Source organism: Corynebacterium yudongzhengii, assembly GCF_003065405.1.
GTDB lineage: Bacteria > Actinomycetota > Actinomycetes > Mycobacteriales > Mycobacteriaceae > Corynebacterium > Corynebacterium yudongzhengii.
The window spans coordinates 158,624-174,323 of record NZ_CP026947.1 but is presented as its reverse complement, the minus strand read 5'-3'; the positions used below and the strand labels follow the sequence as shown (position 1 = coordinate 174,323).

Below are 15,700 nucleotides of genomic sequence, written 5' to 3'. Positions count from 1 at the left end.
AATGCTGGCGCGCACTATCGACAACCCCCACGCACCCCACCGAAGTCGACAATCGTGACCGTCTTCACTATGCTGCCGGGTATGCGCTCTTACCAGCTGCCTTTTAGCGGCCTCCTTCTTAGCCGCGGCGGGGCCTGATCGGATCACACACGGCCGGCACCCCGTCGCGGAGTTTGTCGTCGCCGGCCGTGGAAGAATAAACCGATGGCACGCCTCACACGCTAAGCCGCACACACCCCAAAGGACTGGTTGAATCATGAGCCCGAACGACGCTTTCATCTCCGCACCCAACGAAATCCGCACCCCGGACGGGGACATCCCGGCTGACCAGCCGGCCTGGAACCGGCAGCGGAATTCCCGGATGCCGCACGATCGTTACCTGACCTTCGCCGAGGAGGTCGAGGACATCACCCTGCCGGATCGTACGTGGCCGGATAAGAAGATCACCCGCGCGCCGCAGTGGTGCGCGGTCGACCTGCGTGACGGCAACCAGGCACTGATCGACCCGATGAGCCCCGAGCGCAAGCGCCGCATGTTCGAGCTGCTGGTGCAGATGGGCTACAAGGAGATCGAGGTCGGTTTCCCGTCGGCCTCGCAGACGGATTTCGATTTCGTCCGCGAGATCATCGAGAAGGACATGATCCCGGACGACGTCACCATCCAGGTGCTGGTGCAGGCGCGTGAGCACCTGATCCGCCGCACGTTCGAGGCCTGCCAGGGCGCGCCGAACGTCATCGTGCACTTCTACAACTCGACCTCGAAGCTGCAGCGGGATGTGGTCTTCCGCAAGGACCGGCCCGGCATCAAGAAGCTGGCCACCGACGCGGCGCACCTCATCAAGGACATCGCCGCCGACTACCCGGAGACCAACTGGCGCTGGGAGTATTCGCCGGAGTCGTTTACGGGCACCGAGCTGGACTTCGCGCTGGAGGTCTGTGACGCGGTCGTTGACATCATGGAGGCCACCCCGGACAACCCCATGATCCTGAACCTGCCGGCGACGGTCGAGATGATCACCCCGAACGTCTACGCGGATTCGATCGAGTGGATGCACCGCAACCTGGCCAAGCGGGAGTCGGTGATCCTGTCCCTGCACCCCCACAACGACCGCGGTGAGGGCGTCGCCGCCGCCGAGCTGGGCTACATGGCCGGCGCGGACCGCATCGAGGGCTGCCTGTTCGGCAACGGCGAGCGCACCGGCAACGTGGATTTGGTGACGCTGGGCCTGAACCTGCTGACCCAGGGCGTGGATCCGCAGATCGACTTCTCGGACATCAACAAGATCCGCACCACCGTCGAGTACTGCAACCAGCTGCGCGTGCCGGAGCGTCATCCTTATGGCGGCGACCTGGTGTTCACCGCGTTTTCGGGTTCGCACCAGGATGCGATCAACAAGGGCCTCGACGCCATGGCCGGCCGCGTCCGCGAGGGCGCGGACAACACGCAGGTCTCCTGGGAGGAGCTGCGCGAGACCACCTGGGAGGTGCCGTACCTGCCGATCGACCCGAAGGACGTCGGCCGCAACTACGAGGCCGTCATCCGCGTGAACTCCCAGTCCGGCAAGGGCGGTGTTGCCTACATCATGAAGACCGATCACGGCATCAACATGCCGCGCTCGATGCAGCCGGAGTTCTCGTCCATCGTGCAGGCGGTCACCGACTCCGAGGGCGGCGAGGTCAACTCGAAGAACATGTGGGATCTTTTCGCCGCAGAGTACCTGGACCGCGACGATTACCTGGACCAGCTGTCGGTGCACGTCGATAACGCGGAGACCGAGGGCGATAACGTCCGGGTCTCGGCGAAGGTCACCTTCCGCGATCAGGAGCACGAGATCACCGGCGAGGGCAACGGCCCGATCGCCGCGTACGCCAACGCTTTGGAGTCGCTGGGGATTAACCTCGATGTCGTCGACTACGCCCAGCGTGCGCGCACCGCAGGCGATGACGCCGAAGCCGCCTGCTATATCTACGCCGACGTCGACGGCGCCAAGGTGTGGGGCGTCGGTATCGCCGGTTCGACCACCTTCGCGTCCTTCAAGGCGGTGACCTCGGCGGTCAACCGCGCGCTCGTCGGCTACAAGCCGCAGGGCATGTAGATGGATTCCTACCCTTTCGTCGCGGTCGTCACCCACGCCAGCGGCATCCACCCGGCGACCAGCCGCCTGATCACCCTCGACGCGGTGACCTTCGACTCCGAAGGCAACCGCGGCGAGGACCATCACTTCGTGTTCGATCCCGGCACGGACCCGGGCCCCCGCCACATGCACGGACTCACCCACGCCGAAGTCGCGCAGGGCCAACCCTTCAATCGGGTGCTCAAGAAGTTGGATGCGCTTATCGACGGCCGCACCCTCATCACTCACCGCGGCCCCGAGACGTGGGGTTTCATCGTGGCTGAGGCGCGGCGCGCGATGACAGCGGCGGCGCGGGCGAACCGCTCGCGCGGCCGGGGACGCTCGCGACGGCGCCGCCGGGTGGGGCATGTACCCCGTCCGGACCGGATCGTCGACACGCTGGCGACGGCGCGGCGGCAGGGGGTGTCGCTCGTCGATACGCGACTGCTCGCCGTGGCCGCGCGCTATGGGCTGGATACGCCCGCGCCTGAGGCGTCGGTGCAGCGCGCGCAGCAGGCGGAGGCCGAGTTCGCGCGTCAACAGACTGAGGCGCTCATCGAGTTGTATTTCGCCCAGCGTAAGCGCGGCGGGATCGCGAGCCGGGATCCGCAGGAGCTGCAGGCGGACAAGGTGGGGCTGCAGCGCTCCACGGTGCGGGTTGAGGCGGCGAATGCGCCGCGCCCGCATGAGAACCCGGGACGCTACGATGCGGCTCAAGGCCCGCAGAAGGGCATGGAGGTCGTGGTCGCCCCAGAGGTGGCGATCGATCCCAACGAGATCATCGCGGCGTGCATGGCCGCGGAGCTGGCGTATTCGGAAAAGCTCACCCGCGAGACCTCTCTCGTGGTGAGCAATGAGCGTACTGACCTGCGCGGAAAGGCGATGCACGCCCACCGCAAGGGGATCGCCTTGGTCAGCGACGAGGAGTTTTTGCAGCTGGCGGAGTCGCTGCGCGCTCAATGAGTTGCGCGCGCCCGCATTGCCCGGCGGGCGTATTAATCTATATCCCATGAATCTGAGATTGCCCGGGCCGATCCGCCGTCTGCGGTCGTCGGTGGCGACGACCGCCGCGACTCTCGCCACCAAGGCCTCCCGCGCCACCGGCCGCGGCGCCGGCGGCATGATCGGCGGCCTGATCGCCAACGCTATCGATCCGACGATCATGGCGGATCTCGGCGGTGGCCGCCCGACGGCGCTGGTCACCGGCACGAACGGCAAGTCGACCACCACGAGGATGCTGGCGGCCGCGGTGGCGAAGACGCAGTCCGTCGCCACGAATGAGGGCGGCGACAACATGGACGCCGGCATCATCTCCGCTCTCTTGGCCGGCCGTGACAAGGACGCGATCATCTTGGAGGTCGACGAGCTGCACGTGCCCGCCGTGGCCGACAAGCTGCAGCCGCAGGCGCTGGTGCTGCTCAACCTCACCCGCGATCAGCTGGATCGCGTCGGCGAGATCAACTCGATCGAGCGGGCGCTGCGCTCGACGGTGGAGGCGCATCCGGAGATGCTGGTCGTCGCCAACTGTGACGACGTACTCATGACCTCGGTGGCCTACGACGCCCCGAACGTCGTGTGGGTCTCCGCCGGCGCCGGCTGGCTCGGCGACTCCGTGACCTGCCCGCGCACCGGCGGGCACGTCGTGCGCACAGACGACGACTGGTACGCGGTCAAACCTCTTGCCGACGGCCGCCAGTTCCGCCGCCCCACCCCCGACTGGATCGTCACCGACGATGGCATCACCCACCCGAACGGCCAGGCCGAGTTGAGCCTGAAGCTGCCGGGCAGGGCCAATCGCGGTAACGCCACCCAGGCCATCGCCGCGGCCGTCGAGGCCTTCGACGTGCCCTTCGACCAGGCGCTGGCCGCCGCCGAGGGCATCGACAACGTCGCCGGCCGATACACCACCGTGGAGCTCGGCGAGCATAAGGTGCACCTGCTTCTCGCCAAGAATCCGGCCGGCTGGCAGGAGGCGCTGACGATGGTCGATCGCAGCGCCGACGGCCTCGTCATCGCCGTCAACGCGAAGCAGGGCGACGGCGAGGACCTCTCCTGGCTGTGGGACGTGCGCTTCGAAGACTTCGGCGAGCTCGAGGTCAAGGCCGCCGGCGAGCGCGCCACCGACCTGGCGGTGCGTCTCGTCTACGCCGGGATCACCCACGAGCACATCCCGGATACCATCGCCGCGATCCGCGCCTGCCCGCCGGGGCGCGTGGAGGTGTTGGCTAACTACACCGCCCTGCACGATCTCAAGCGGGCGCTGACCAAGGAGGAGGACTACCGTGGCTGAGTTCGAGATCGGGCTGGTTCTGCCGGACGTTTTGGGCACTTATGGCGACGACGGCAACGCCCTCGTCTTAAGGCAGCGCGCCCGCATGCGCGACATCGACGCGGAGATCGTGACCATCCGCCTCGGCGAGCCGGTGCCTGACTCCCTCGACGTCTACACCATGGGCGGCGGCGAGGACACCGCCCAGATCCTCGCCGCGGAGCACCTCATCGCCGACGGCGGTTTGAGCCGCGCGGCCGACGCCGGCGCCCCGATCCTGGCGATCTGCGCCGGCCTGCAGGTGCTCGGTGAGTCCTTCCGAGCCTCCGGCAAGTACGTCGACGGCGTCGGGCTTCTCGACGCCTCCACCACCCCCATGCAGCAACGCGCCATCGGGGAGGTGGCCACGCAGCCGACGCGCGCCGGCATCACCGCCGAGCTCACCGAGCCGCTGACCGGCTTCGAAAATCACCTCGGCGGCACGATCCTCGGCTCGGAGGCGGAACCGCTGGGACGGATCACCCACGGCGTCGGCAACTCTGATCGCTCCACCGCCGAAGACCTTCCCGACGTCCAACGCCAGCGCAGCGCCGAAGGCGCGGTGCAGGGCAACGTGATCGCCACCTACATGCACGGGCCCGTGCTCGCCCGCAACCCGCAGCTGGCGGATCTACTGCTGGCCAAGGCAACCGGCCAGCGTCTCGACGAGCTCGAGCCCCTCGAAATCGCCGCCATCGACCGTCTGCGCATCGAGCGCCTCGACGCCGCGAAGAAGTAGCTGTTAAGGGGTTCGTTAGAACGCGTTAGAGCGCGCGACGGCCGCTGAGCGCCCGGGAGAGCGTGAGCTCGTCGACGAACTCGAGATCGCCGCCCAGCGGGATCCCGGAGGCCAGCCGCGTCACGGTGAGATCCGGGAAGTCCCGCAGCAGCCTTCCCAGGTACGAGGCGGTCGCCTCGCCCTCCGTGTTCGGGTCGGTGGCGATGATGACCTCGTTGATCTCGGGGGCGTCGGCGTACAGCGGGTGCTCCGGGGTCGAGTCCGCGAGCTCTTTGTCTTTGAGCACCCCGCCGATGCGCTGCAGCAGCTGAGCGAACGTCAGGTCCTTCGGCCCGACGTTCGACAGCGGGTCCAGGGCCCCGCCGAGGACGTGATAACGACCGTTGTACTCACCCGTGCGCTCGATGACCTGAATGTCCTTGGCCTCCTCGACGACGCAGATCACCGATGCGTCCCGACCAGAATCCGCGCAGATCCGGCACACCGACTCCCGCGAGATGTTCGCGCAGATACGACAGAAGGTCACCCCGTCCCGGACGGCGGCCAACGCGTCGCGGAGCCGGTCGATGTCATCCGGCTCGACGCGCATGAGGTGGAACGCGATGCGCTGGGCGCTTTTCGGCCCGATGCCAGGCAGGCGGCCGAACTCGTCGATGAGATCCTGCAGCGGGCCCTCGAACATCGCCACTCCCCTTCCGTTTCGCTCCGGCACTGTGCTCGGTCAACCTTTCCGAGTCTAGACGCTTCGGTGAGCCGGGTTTGCGAGGCCCGCGGGTGGGTCTCCTGGGGTCTCCTGGGGTCGTGGGTGCTCGCCTCGTCGAAAGGAGGGGTACCGAAAGGAGTCCCGCGCGGTCGACACTCCTATAGAGATTCCGCAAGTTGGGGGTGGTTATTGAGCTGATTGAGCGCATCCCGAATCTCACGAAACATCTCACGAGCGATAGCCCGTTTCAGACAACGTTGGATCTCCTTTGTGGTTTTACCTTCCGCAGTCCTTCTCGCCACATAGTCCTTGGTGCGTTGATCATGCCTCATACGCACAAGCGTGGTCGTGTGTAACGCTCGGTTGGCTTGCCTATCACCACCCCGGTTTAACCGATGCCGGTTCGTTCGACCTGATGATGCCGGAATCGGACACACCCCTGTTAACGCCGCAAACCCAGCCTCAGAGTAAAAACGCTCCGGATTATCCCCCACAGTCAGCAACAACTGCGCAATCGTATCCGGCCCGGCACCATAGATATCCAATAGTTGCGGGGTGTACTGGCGCAACAAGTTGGTAATACGCTTTTCTAGATCCTTAATTTCCGCATGAGCACGCTGAATCCGCTCAGCAGCGAGCTTTAAGACATACATCGCTTCCTGCTCGATAGTGTCGGTAAAGCTTGAAGGATCAGCATCCACGAGCGCTTTAAGCCTTTGAGCAGCACTCAGCGGCTGGTAGGCGGCCTTGATGTTTTCCGGGGCAGAAACCAACAGGGCTTGCAGGTGGTTCAGCTCAGCGCTGCGGTTTTTCACAGCCAGGCGACGAAACGCGTGCAAGGGGCGTAGAGCTTCGACGAATCCGTTGCGGGCTTTCGCAATCGCGGTGGTCCTATGGCTTAGTACGGCTTCTGCGGCGTGGTAGGCATCGAATTGGTCGGTTTTGCCTTGGCGGCGCCGGGCAAACCGGTTAGGCCGGTTGACCTCATAGACAAGGTAGCCAGCCTCAAGGAAGGCTTTGGTGATGTTTGCCCCGTAGGTGCCGGTGCATTCAATGCCGACAGCTTCAACACTGTCGTAGATGCCGATAGCAGCAATGGCTTTGGTATAGCCTGCGGCGGTTGCAGGGATGGTGAAGTCTTCGACGGGTTCGCCCATGGTGGTTATCACGGCAACGTGGTGGGTGTCTTTGTGTGTATCGATGCCGATGGCGACTGGTTGTGCCGTTGTGATGGTCTCAGGCATGATGGCGGTGAGAGAGCGTCCGATAGTTTGTGTGCGGGGGGTGGTTTACAGGTAGTCCGCGAATCGGTCTGGGTATGCCACAGCTAGTTGGTTGATGGCTTGTTTCCAGCCATTGGCCTTCGCTCCTTGAACATACCCGTTGCACTCAACGGCACGCTTGGCTTGCTTCGCGCGTTTGGCAACGCGTTAGTCTTCGATGGTGCACATCATCAACCAAAGCGTCTTCAGTGCTGCTGTATCGTTCGGGAACTGGCCCCGGTTTCGGGTAGCTTTACGCAGCTCAGCATTGAGTGACTCGATTGAATTCGTGGTGTATATCACCTTGCGCGCCGCTGGCGGGAACTGCAGAAACCCCACGAACCGTTCCCACGCATCACGCCAGATATTCACCGACTGCGGGTACTTCTGGCCAAGCTCAGAGGTTTCGAACGCATCTAAGCTGGCACGGGCGGTATCTTCGTTTACGGCCGTCTAGATCGCACGTAGCGCACTGGAGACGGGTTTTCGGTCCTGATAGGACACCCACCTATTCGCCGCCCGGATCAGGTGCACGATGCAGGTTTGTACCATCGAATGTGGCCAGGTTGCCTCCACAAGCTTCCGGTAGACCTTTAAGACCATCACAGCAGACGATGAAGACATCCTGGACGCCACGGTTGGCCAGATCTGCGCACACAGATGCCCAAAAGGCGGCACCTTCATTATCAGCAATCCACAAGCCCAGGATGTGCTTGATACCGTCTATGTCGATGCCCACCGCCATGTAGCACGCCTTGTTGACTACACGGTGGCCATCGCGGATCTTCACGCGTAGCGCATCAAAAAAGATTACTGGGTAGAACTCGTCGAGTTGACGGTTCTGCCAGATCATCACCTCGTCTAAGACTGCATCGGTAATCGTGCTGATCGTATCCGGGCTCATATCCACCCCCAGGGTGGAGCCAAGATGGTGCTGAATATCACGCACTGTCATCCCACCGGCGTACAGCGAGATGATCATGTCATCGAGCTCTGTCAGCCGGCGTGAGCCCTTGGGCACCATCTGGGCAGTAAACGTGCCGGAACGATCCCTGGGCACGATCCCTTCCAACGCGCCGTGCCCAGAATTGACGGTCTTGGTCTACGACCCGTTGCGGTGGTTACTACCCTGTGTTGGTTCAACCTGGGCCTTCATCGTCCGGTCGGAATGACCGTAGCCCAAATGGGCATCCATTTCCGCCTGCAAAACCAGCGTTAATCGATGCCTGCAACAGGGCTTTGACCAGGTCGCTGGCGTTATCGGTGGACGTCGACAACTCGCCAATCAGCTTGGCGAGCTCAGGATTTTCCATCAGCTTCTCGCTGATCTCGTTGACCTTGTCCTGGTCATGGTTTTTCTTCGTTGTCACCGTTGTCATTATCGGTGAAACTCCTTCTGGATCAGAGCCTCACACACAAATTTCCTGACACCCTCGGCGGTGACGCTCCTTGTTTTTCTGTTTTCAAGGTGCGTTACAAAGCGGGCATCAGTCAGTTCACTATTGGGAACAAGGATTCAAACTCCTATGAGGACATGATGTCCGCTTTGTCACGCTGTGAGACAGTCAGTCGACAGGTCGACCAAAAAGCAGTCACGACAGGTGGTGACGCTAGAAATCAGTTGGGTCAGGCTGACTGTCCTACCTAGTGCTACCACTAGGGGGCACTAGGAGGGTTGTTCCCCTGGCCTGTAAACCCGGGTGGGTTGGGGCCGGGGATCAAACCTCACAAGAACATAGTGAAAACAGTAGTCCTTTCTATGAGGGTGAATTCGACCAGCGCTAGCGCTCTATGCGGATGAGGGGGACTCAGTGGGGGTCGCGGTTGGTTCCTGGCCCTTCTGTAGCGCTCCGAACACAAATGCTTGAAGGGCGAACCTTGAAGGACGCGCCCTACAAGCATCTTCCTTCAAGGGTTTGTGCGGCAACAAGGCGGACCCACGTCAGATGCCCCATAAGCCCAAAAACCAGCGCCGAAACCACAAAAGCCCCCGTCAGCGCCACGAAAGCGCCAACGGGAGTCGAAACGCGGGCCCACAGAAAGGGCCCAAGGAAACGTTTAGCCGAACAGCGAGCCGAGGTCACCGCCCGGCGCGCCGCCACCCTGGGCGAACGGGCCGATCTTCTCCTCGGCCATCTTGCCGGCCTTGGCGTGGCCGTCCTGGAAGGCGCCGAGCACGAGGTCCTGCAGGGTCTCGACGTCATCGGGATCGACGACCTTCGGGTCGATCGTGATGCCCTTGACCTCTGCCCCACCGGTCATGGTGATGGTGACGAGGCCGTTGCCGGCGGTACCGGTGACCTCGGTCTGCAGAATCTCTTCCTGGGCCTTCTGCAGCTGAGACTGCACCTCGGTGGCGCGGGCGATGAGCTCGTTCATGTCGGGCTGCTGTCCACCCTGCGGCTCGGTCATGTTTGTGCCTTTCGTCTGTTGGGTTCTTTGCCCGCGCCAGTCTACAAGCTCGCGTGTCACCGCGTTTTAGAGGCGGCGCGCGCCGAGGTGTTCTTCGAGCAGCTCGATCGCCACTTCGGTCGCGTCTCGACGATCCTGCTCCCCCGGCACCCGCGCCTCATCGGCCATCCACTTCTCTTCGTCTTCCTGCGATTCTCCCGACGCAGCAGACGCAGCAGTCTCAGCAGGCTCCGGCGGCATCTCGGGCTCGGGCATGGGCCCGTCGCTAGGCTCCGGCGGCAGGGGAACACCGTTGGAGAAGGTGTTCTGCTCGTGCTGTTTTTCCCGCTCAGCAGCCTGGCGAGCAGCGGCCGCAGCCATCGCCCTCCAGTCCTGCGGCGGAGCGTTTTTGGGCGCGGGGGCCGGCGCAGGATCGGAATCCTCGTTACTTCCCCGCGTGGAGTTTCCGGTGGCCTGGTGGTTGGATTCGCGTTGCGACGATCGCGCCGACGGATTCCACGTCGGTTTCTCTTTCTTCGGGGCGGCGTCGAAACCCGCGGCGGCCGGGTCGGTGCCCACCACACAGGTGACCTCGATCTCGCGCTCGGTCTGCTCCTTGAGCACCGCCACGATGTCGGCGTTGTTCGCCGGCGCGTTGATGCGCTGGGCCAGCGCCCCGGTGTTGTGGCCGAGCACCAGCGTGTTGTCCTTCATCCCGAGCACACGCGCCTCGGTGAGCATGATCTCGGCCACGCGGTTGCGCTTGCCGACGGCCTTGCGCACTTTCTGCCACGATCCGCGGATACTCTCGGCCAAATCCTCCGGCGACTCTGCCGGCTCCGGCGACTCTGCCGGCTCCGGCTCACGCGGAGCCTCCTGCCGCGTAGTCTCGGGCGGCGCCGCAGGCGCAGCAGACGGTGCCGGCGCCGGAGCCTCCTCCCGCTTCTGCTCACGCGGCGCCTCTTCTTCGCGCCGCGCATCCTTCTTCGCACTGCGCGCAGTGGCTGCCGCAACGGCCGCGGCCGCCGCCGCATCCCGATCGCTCGCCGCGGGCGCGGGCGCCGGCTGGGAGTCGACGAGCATGTGCGCGCACGCGATCTCCAGCATGAGGCGCTGCGAGGTCGCCCCGCGCATGTCTTTCAGCGCGGAGTTGACGGTCTCGGCCAGGCGGGCGAGCCGGTCGCCGGCGAAGCGACCCGCCAGATCGCTTAGGACCTCGGCGCGGTCGGCGGGGGTGTCGACAAGCCCTTGGTCGAAGGCGGTGGGCACGGTCTGCAGGATCATGAGGTCGCGCAGCCGATCGAGCAGGTCCTCGGCAAAGCGCCGGGGCTCGTGGCCGGAGTCGACCACCTTGCCGACCACCGAGAACAGCGACGCGGCGTCACCTTCGGCGAGGGCGGTGACGGCGTCGTCGAGAAGCCCGAGATCCGTCACTCCGAGCAGCGGTAGCGCCTCTTGGTAGGTCAGACCGTCGGCGCCGGCGCCGGCGAGCAGCTGGTCGAGGATCGACAGCGTATCGCGCGGGGAACCGCCGCCGGCCTGGATGACCAGCGGGTAGACCGAGGGCTCGATGCGCACGCCCTCTTGGGCGACGATGCGCTCGATGAGCGAGCGCATATCCGGCGGCGCGAGCAGGCGGAACGGGTAGTGATGCGTGCGCGAGCGGATGGTGCCGATGACCTTCTCCGGCTCCGTCGTGGCGAAGATGAAGATGAGGTGCTCCGGCGGCTCCTCGACGATCTTCAGCAGCGCATTCGAGCCGGCGGGGGTGATCATGTGCGCCTCGTCGATAATAAACACGCGATAACGCGACTCCGCCGGTGCGTAGATGGCGCGTTCACGCAGCTCACGCATGTCTTCGACGCCATTGTGGCTGGCGGCGTCCAGCTCCATGACGTCGAGGTTGCCGGGACCGCCCGGCGCGAGCGCCCGGCAGGACTCGCACTGCCCACACGGCGTGGAGGTCGGGCCTTCGACGCAGTTCAGCGAACGCGCGAGGATGCGTGCCGACGACGTCTTACCGCAGCCCCTCGGTCCCGAGAAAAGATAGGCATGGTTGATATGGCCGGAGTCGAGGGCCCGGGAAAGCGGCGTGGTGACCTGCTCCTGGCCGACGACCTCGGCGAAAGACGCGGGGCGGTAAGTCCGGTAAAGAGCCACGCAGCCAACCCTACCCGCGAAACCAGTCGTCGAAATCCACACCCCGACGACGCAGCCGCCGCAACAGCACATCCATCCCCTGCTTATGCCCGATGGAATGCTCCTCATCGGTGAGCAGCAGCACCTCGAGCAGGAGCGTCATGCGCGCTTCTTCGCGAACATGCGGGGTGTTTTCACCCCACATCCGCGGGGGCATGAGCAGGCCATGGGCGACGGTAGCGCCCTCATGCGCGGTGGCGATCGCCGTGTTCTCCACGAGATTCGGCAGCATCACCGTCGGCTGCGGCGCGATCACACCCCGCATCCCGGAGATCATGTCCGCCGCGCTGACGACCACCGCAGCCGCCTCCGCCTCCCCTAGCGGCGAGTGCGCTATCAGCTCGCAGCGCACCGCGACCGCAGGATCGTCCTGCAGGGCCAGCCCGGTGTCGTGGTCCGCGAAGTTGGCGGTGGCGGCGAGGGCGGTGCCGTCGTCACGCGCGCTCGATCCCACCCGCCACTGCTGAACCTTCCGGAAGTTCAGCGGGCAGCCACAAAGCTCCTCGAGCCAATACGCGGTCTCCGGGAGGTCCAATTAGGCTCCCAGCTTCTCGACGGCCGCAAGCAGCACACAGGTGGCCACACCCCGGACGGCTTCCTCGAGTTCCGCGACGGGCGGCAGGGTCGGCGCCAGGCGGATGTTGCGGTCGTTGGGGTCCTTATGCAGCGGGAAGGACGAGCCCGCCTCAGTCAGCGCGATGCCGGCGCCCTTCGCCAGCTCCACGACGCGTGCCGCAGTGCCGTCGATGACGTCCAAGGAGATGAAGTAACCGCCACTCGGGGTGGTCCAGCGGGCAACGTCATACTCGCCGAGCTCGGCCTCGAGGATCTCGAGGACCCGGTTGAACTTCGGCGCCAACAGCGACGCGTGCTTGCGCATGACCTGGCGGACGCCATCCGCGTCACCGAAGAAACGCGCGTGTGCCAGCTGGTTGATCTTGTTCGGCCCAATGCCGCGGGCGCCGGCGTAGCTGGCGTACCAGTCGATGTTCTCGGTGGAGGTGTTGAGGAAAGCCACGCCCGAGCCGGCGAAGGTGATCTTCGACGTCGACGTCATGTGCCAGAAGCGGTTGGGGTTGCCGGCTTCGCGGGCCAAGGTGACGATGTCAATCACCTCCGGGAACTCCTCCGTCAAGGTGTGCACCGCATACGCGTTATCCCACACGATGCGGAAATCCGGGGCAGCGGTCTCCATCTCCGCGAGCTGGCGGGCAACGTCCTGGCTGACGGTGTGGCCGGAGGGGTTCGCGAACGTCGGCACCAGCCACATGCCTTTGACCTGCGGGTCCTTCACGGCCTCACGGACGGCGTCCATATCAGGGCCCTCGTCCAGCCACGGGACGGACAGCATCTCATATCCGAGCTTCTCCGTGATGGTGAAGTGACGATCGTAGCCAGGCACCGGGCAAATCCAGCGAACCTTCTCCTCCTGGTTCCACGGCCGCTCGGAATCCTGGGTGCCGAACGTGTGGGCGTACATCACCAGGTCGAACATCATGTTCAGGCTCGAGGCATCACCGGCGATGAGCTCGTCATAACGCACGCCAAGCAGCTCCGACCAGATCTCCCGGATGTCGCGGATGCCTTTGAGGTTGCCGTAATTGCGGACATCGGTGCCGTCGGCATCCTTAAAATCCTCGGTGCCGGGCAGCTCGAGCAGGCGCTGGGAGATGTCCAGCTGCTCCGACGACGGCTTACCGCGGGTCAGGTTGAGCTGGAGGTCCTTCGACTTCAGCTCCTCGTAGTCCTGACGAACCCGTTCTGCGAGTTCCTTGCGCTGGTCGTGGTCGAGATCGAGAAGCGACATTACTGGGCTAGCCTCCTACCGGATGGGGCGGAGCACAGGCGGGCGTCTCATCGCTACTCCCCCTGCGCTAGTACGCCCACCATGGTACCGCCTTCCCGCGCGGCTTTGATCGCCCAGCGAAAACAAAGGGGACCCCACGCACCCGCCAGAGCCCGTTGACCCTTGCTGCATTCCTGCCCTGGGGGAGTTCACGAGATGGACGCCGCGTGGGATCCTGGGACTACTCTAACCCACACCTACCGCCCGAAACCAAACCATATTTCCGTCAGCATCGCTGTGTCGCCTCTAAACGGGAAGAAAACTCGCCTCACCAGGCGATTTTGGCTCATTCCTACTATCGGCTAAAGTCTTTGCACGGAGGATTCGACTAGCGGCCTATGTCACACGCCTGGAACGCGTGCGGGGTTCACGCCCCTCGTGGGTTCAAATCCCACATCCTCCGCCAAAGGTGAAACGCCTGGCAGTTCGCTGCCAGGCGTTTTTCTCTTGCTAGGGGAAGTAAGCGGAAGCCATGGATGTAAAGGGAGGCCCGTAAGGGAAAGATAGGACCTATAATTCAGTGACCGGTTCCTCCTCAAGGACACGAGCAATATAAGCCTCATCAAAAACAAACCCCTCCGGAGTCTCGGTTGCGTCCGTTAGCGTGGTGTATCTGTAGCCCGCGGTAAGTCTTGTGCCGGTGTGCATGAAGGCGACCATCGCGGGTACCTTTCGAATCAACTTCTACCTATCCTCGAAAGGAAGTACCCTGCGATGGCCGCTGACCCTCATCATATCGATCCGACCGCGTATCTCGAAGAGCTACTGACTCAAGCGTCCCCAGATTTGATGCGCCAAATGCTCTCGGACTTCATCAACCAAATCCTCTCGGCTCAGGCCGACAGCGTCTGCGGTGCTGACTACGCCACTGTTTCTCCGCAGCGCACCAACACCCGCAATGGCTACCGTCACCGCCAACTCGACACCCGTGTCGGCTCCATTGACGTCGCTATCCCAAAACTACGCACCGGGAGCTTCTTTCCTGATTGGCTTGTGGAACGACGCAGCAGAACCGAACGGGCCCTGACCACAGTGATCGCCACCTGCTACTTAAAGGGTGTCTCCACCCGCAGGATGAACGACCTGGTCGCAACACTGGGGATCACCAACCTGTCGAAGTCCCAGGTCTCTGACATGGCCAAAGAACTCGACATCATGGTCGAGGAGTTTCGAACCCGCCCGCTTGATCAGGGCCCGTACTACTACCTGTCCTGTGATGCGGTGACCATGAAAGTTCGTGAAGGCGGACGGGTAGTCACGACCAGCGTGCTTATTGCCACCGGTGTCAATAACGACGGCTACCGGGAGCTTTTGGGCATGCAAGTAGCAACATCAGAGTCCGTGGAATCTTGGACCGGGTTCTTCCAGGACTTAAAAGCCCGCGGACTTGGTGAAGTCTACCTCGTCACTAGTGATGCCCACCTGGGTATCCAGGCCGCTGTCGGCCAAGTTCTTCCTACTGCCGGTTGGCAGCGGTGCCGAACGCATTTTGCCAAGAACCTTTCCTCGAAAGTTTCCAAGCGCGGGTGGACGACGTTGTCGGGGATGTTTCATTCCATTTTTCAGCAAGCCGACGCCAGGTCCACGTGGGACCAAGCCCGGGAAGTAGTAGAGTTCTGTCACCAGCGTTTCCCAGAAGTAGCCGGATACGTGGAAGAGTCGTTGGATGAGATCTTAGCGTTCACGAACACGCCGAAAGCTGTGTGGACGAAGGTGTGGTCGAATAACCCGACGGAACGACTCAACCGGGAAATCCGCCGGCGTACTGACGTTGTCGGCATCTTCCCCAATCGGGCCGCGGTAGTACGACTCGTCGGGGCAGTGCTCGCCGAGCAGCATGATGATTGGATTCAACAAAAGCGCTACATGTCACTGGCAAGCCTGGAACAAACCCGAAAGCTTATCGTCGCCAACACCGTCGACGCGAGCAACACCGTCACGACCGAGGGAGCGGCCTAATGCACAGCAACCCAGCCCGCGCCGGTCCCCGACACCCCCTCCACTAGATTCCAATGATTCAGGAAGGACAGATACACCACTCCCGCGGACTTGACCGGAGTCTCCACAAGGAAACCCTTTTCCACACGGTCGTCCCACCACGACTCGATCACGCCGACGAACCATACGAACCCATATCGT

At 63.5% G+C, this 15,700-nt stretch carries 11 protein-coding genes, 1 tRNA gene, 1 other RNA gene and 1 pseudogene; 6 read left to right on the top strand and 8 right to left on the bottom strand.

Annotated features, from left to right (window positions below):
- The first annotated feature begins 256 nt into the window (after window positions 1-256).
- Genes leuA through C3B44_RS00825 form a run of 4 tightly spaced genes read left to right on the top strand, consistent with a single transcriptional unit; the run spans window position 257 to window position 5,160 of the window.
- The gene (leuA, locus tag C3B44_RS00840; RefSeq protein WP_108430688.1) at window positions 257-2,095 is read left to right on the top strand and encodes a 2-isopropylmalate synthase; all 1,839 of its coding nucleotides are present in this window, start codon (window positions 257-259) and stop codon (window positions 2,093-2,095) included.
- Window positions 2,096-3,076, top strand: coding sequence for a DNA polymerase III subunit epsilon (locus C3B44_RS00835; protein ID WP_108430687.1), 981 nt, complete (start codon window positions 2,096-2,098; stop codon window positions 3,074-3,076).
- Window positions 3,077-3,122: 46 nt separating this feature from the next.
- The gene (locus tag C3B44_RS00830; protein ID WP_108430686.1) at window positions 3,123-4,403 is read left to right on the top strand and encodes a Mur ligase family protein; all 1,281 of its coding nucleotides are present in this window, start codon (window positions 3,123-3,125) and stop codon (window positions 4,401-4,403) included.
- Entirely contained in the window at window positions 4,396-5,160 is a 765-nt protein-coding gene (locus C3B44_RS00825) for a type 1 glutamine amidotransferase (RefSeq protein ID WP_108430685.1), read from the top strand. The genes C3B44_RS00830 and C3B44_RS00825 overlap by 8 nt, the downstream gene beginning before the upstream one ends.
- Before the next feature lie 25 nt (window positions 5,161-5,185).
- On the opposite strand, the gene C3B44_RS00820 is transcribed toward C3B44_RS00825, so the two are convergent.
- The 8 genes and pseudogenes from C3B44_RS00820 to ffs all read right to left on the bottom strand — a co-directional run bounded on the left by C3B44_RS00820 (window position 5,186) and on the right by ffs (window position 13,741).
- Window positions 5,186-5,842, bottom strand: coding sequence for a recombination mediator RecR (locus C3B44_RS00820; RefSeq protein WP_108430684.1), 657 nt, complete (start codon window positions 5,840-5,842; stop codon window positions 5,186-5,188).
- A 179-nt stretch (window positions 5,843-6,021) separates the two neighbouring features.
- Window positions 6,022-7,107, bottom strand: a complete 1,086-nt coding sequence (locus C3B44_RS00815; RefSeq protein ID WP_199222447.1) for an IS110 family RNA-guided transposase — start codon at window positions 7,105-7,107, stop codon at window positions 6,022-6,024.
- A gap of 45 nt (window positions 7,108-7,152) precedes the next feature.
- A pseudogene (locus C3B44_RS00810) lies at window positions 7,153-8,504 on the bottom strand (IS256 family transposase).
- A gap of 679 nt (window positions 8,505-9,183) precedes the next feature.
- Window positions 9,184-9,537, bottom strand: a complete 354-nt coding sequence (locus tag C3B44_RS00805; protein WP_108430683.1) for a YbaB/EbfC family nucleoid-associated protein — start codon at window positions 9,535-9,537, stop codon at window positions 9,184-9,186.
- A 66-nt stretch (window positions 9,538-9,603) separates the two neighbouring features.
- A complete protein-coding gene (locus C3B44_RS00800; protein WP_108430682.1) occupies window positions 9,604-11,676 on the bottom strand; it encodes a DNA polymerase III subunits gamma/tau in 2,073 nt (690 codons plus the stop codon).
- A gap of 10 nt (window positions 11,677-11,686) precedes the next feature.
- The gene (locus tag C3B44_RS00795; protein WP_108430681.1) at window positions 11,687-12,250 is read right to left on the bottom strand and encodes a hypothetical protein; all 564 of its coding nucleotides are present in this window, start codon (window positions 12,248-12,250) and stop codon (window positions 11,687-11,689) included.
- Window positions 12,251-13,522, bottom strand: a complete 1,272-nt coding sequence (locus tag C3B44_RS00790; protein WP_108430680.1) for an aspartate aminotransferase type Ic — start codon at window positions 13,520-13,522, stop codon at window positions 12,251-12,253. It abuts the gene before it with no gap.
- Window positions 13,523-13,642: 120 nt separating this feature from the next.
- Window positions 13,643-13,741: signal recognition particle sRNA small type (ffs, locus tag C3B44_RS00785), an RNA gene on the bottom strand.
- A 137-nt stretch (window positions 13,742-13,878) separates the two neighbouring features.
- Here ffs and C3B44_RS00780 point away from each other — a divergent pair.
- Window positions 13,879-13,967, top strand: a tRNA-Ser gene (locus C3B44_RS00780).
- A 308-nt stretch (window positions 13,968-14,275) separates the two neighbouring features.
- Complete coding sequence (locus C3B44_RS00775; RefSeq protein ID WP_108430557.1) at window positions 14,276-15,520, top strand: IS256 family transposase; 1,245 nt, start codon at window positions 14,276-14,278, stop codon at window positions 15,518-15,520.
- The last annotated feature ends 180 nt before the right edge of the window (window positions 15,521-15,700 follow it).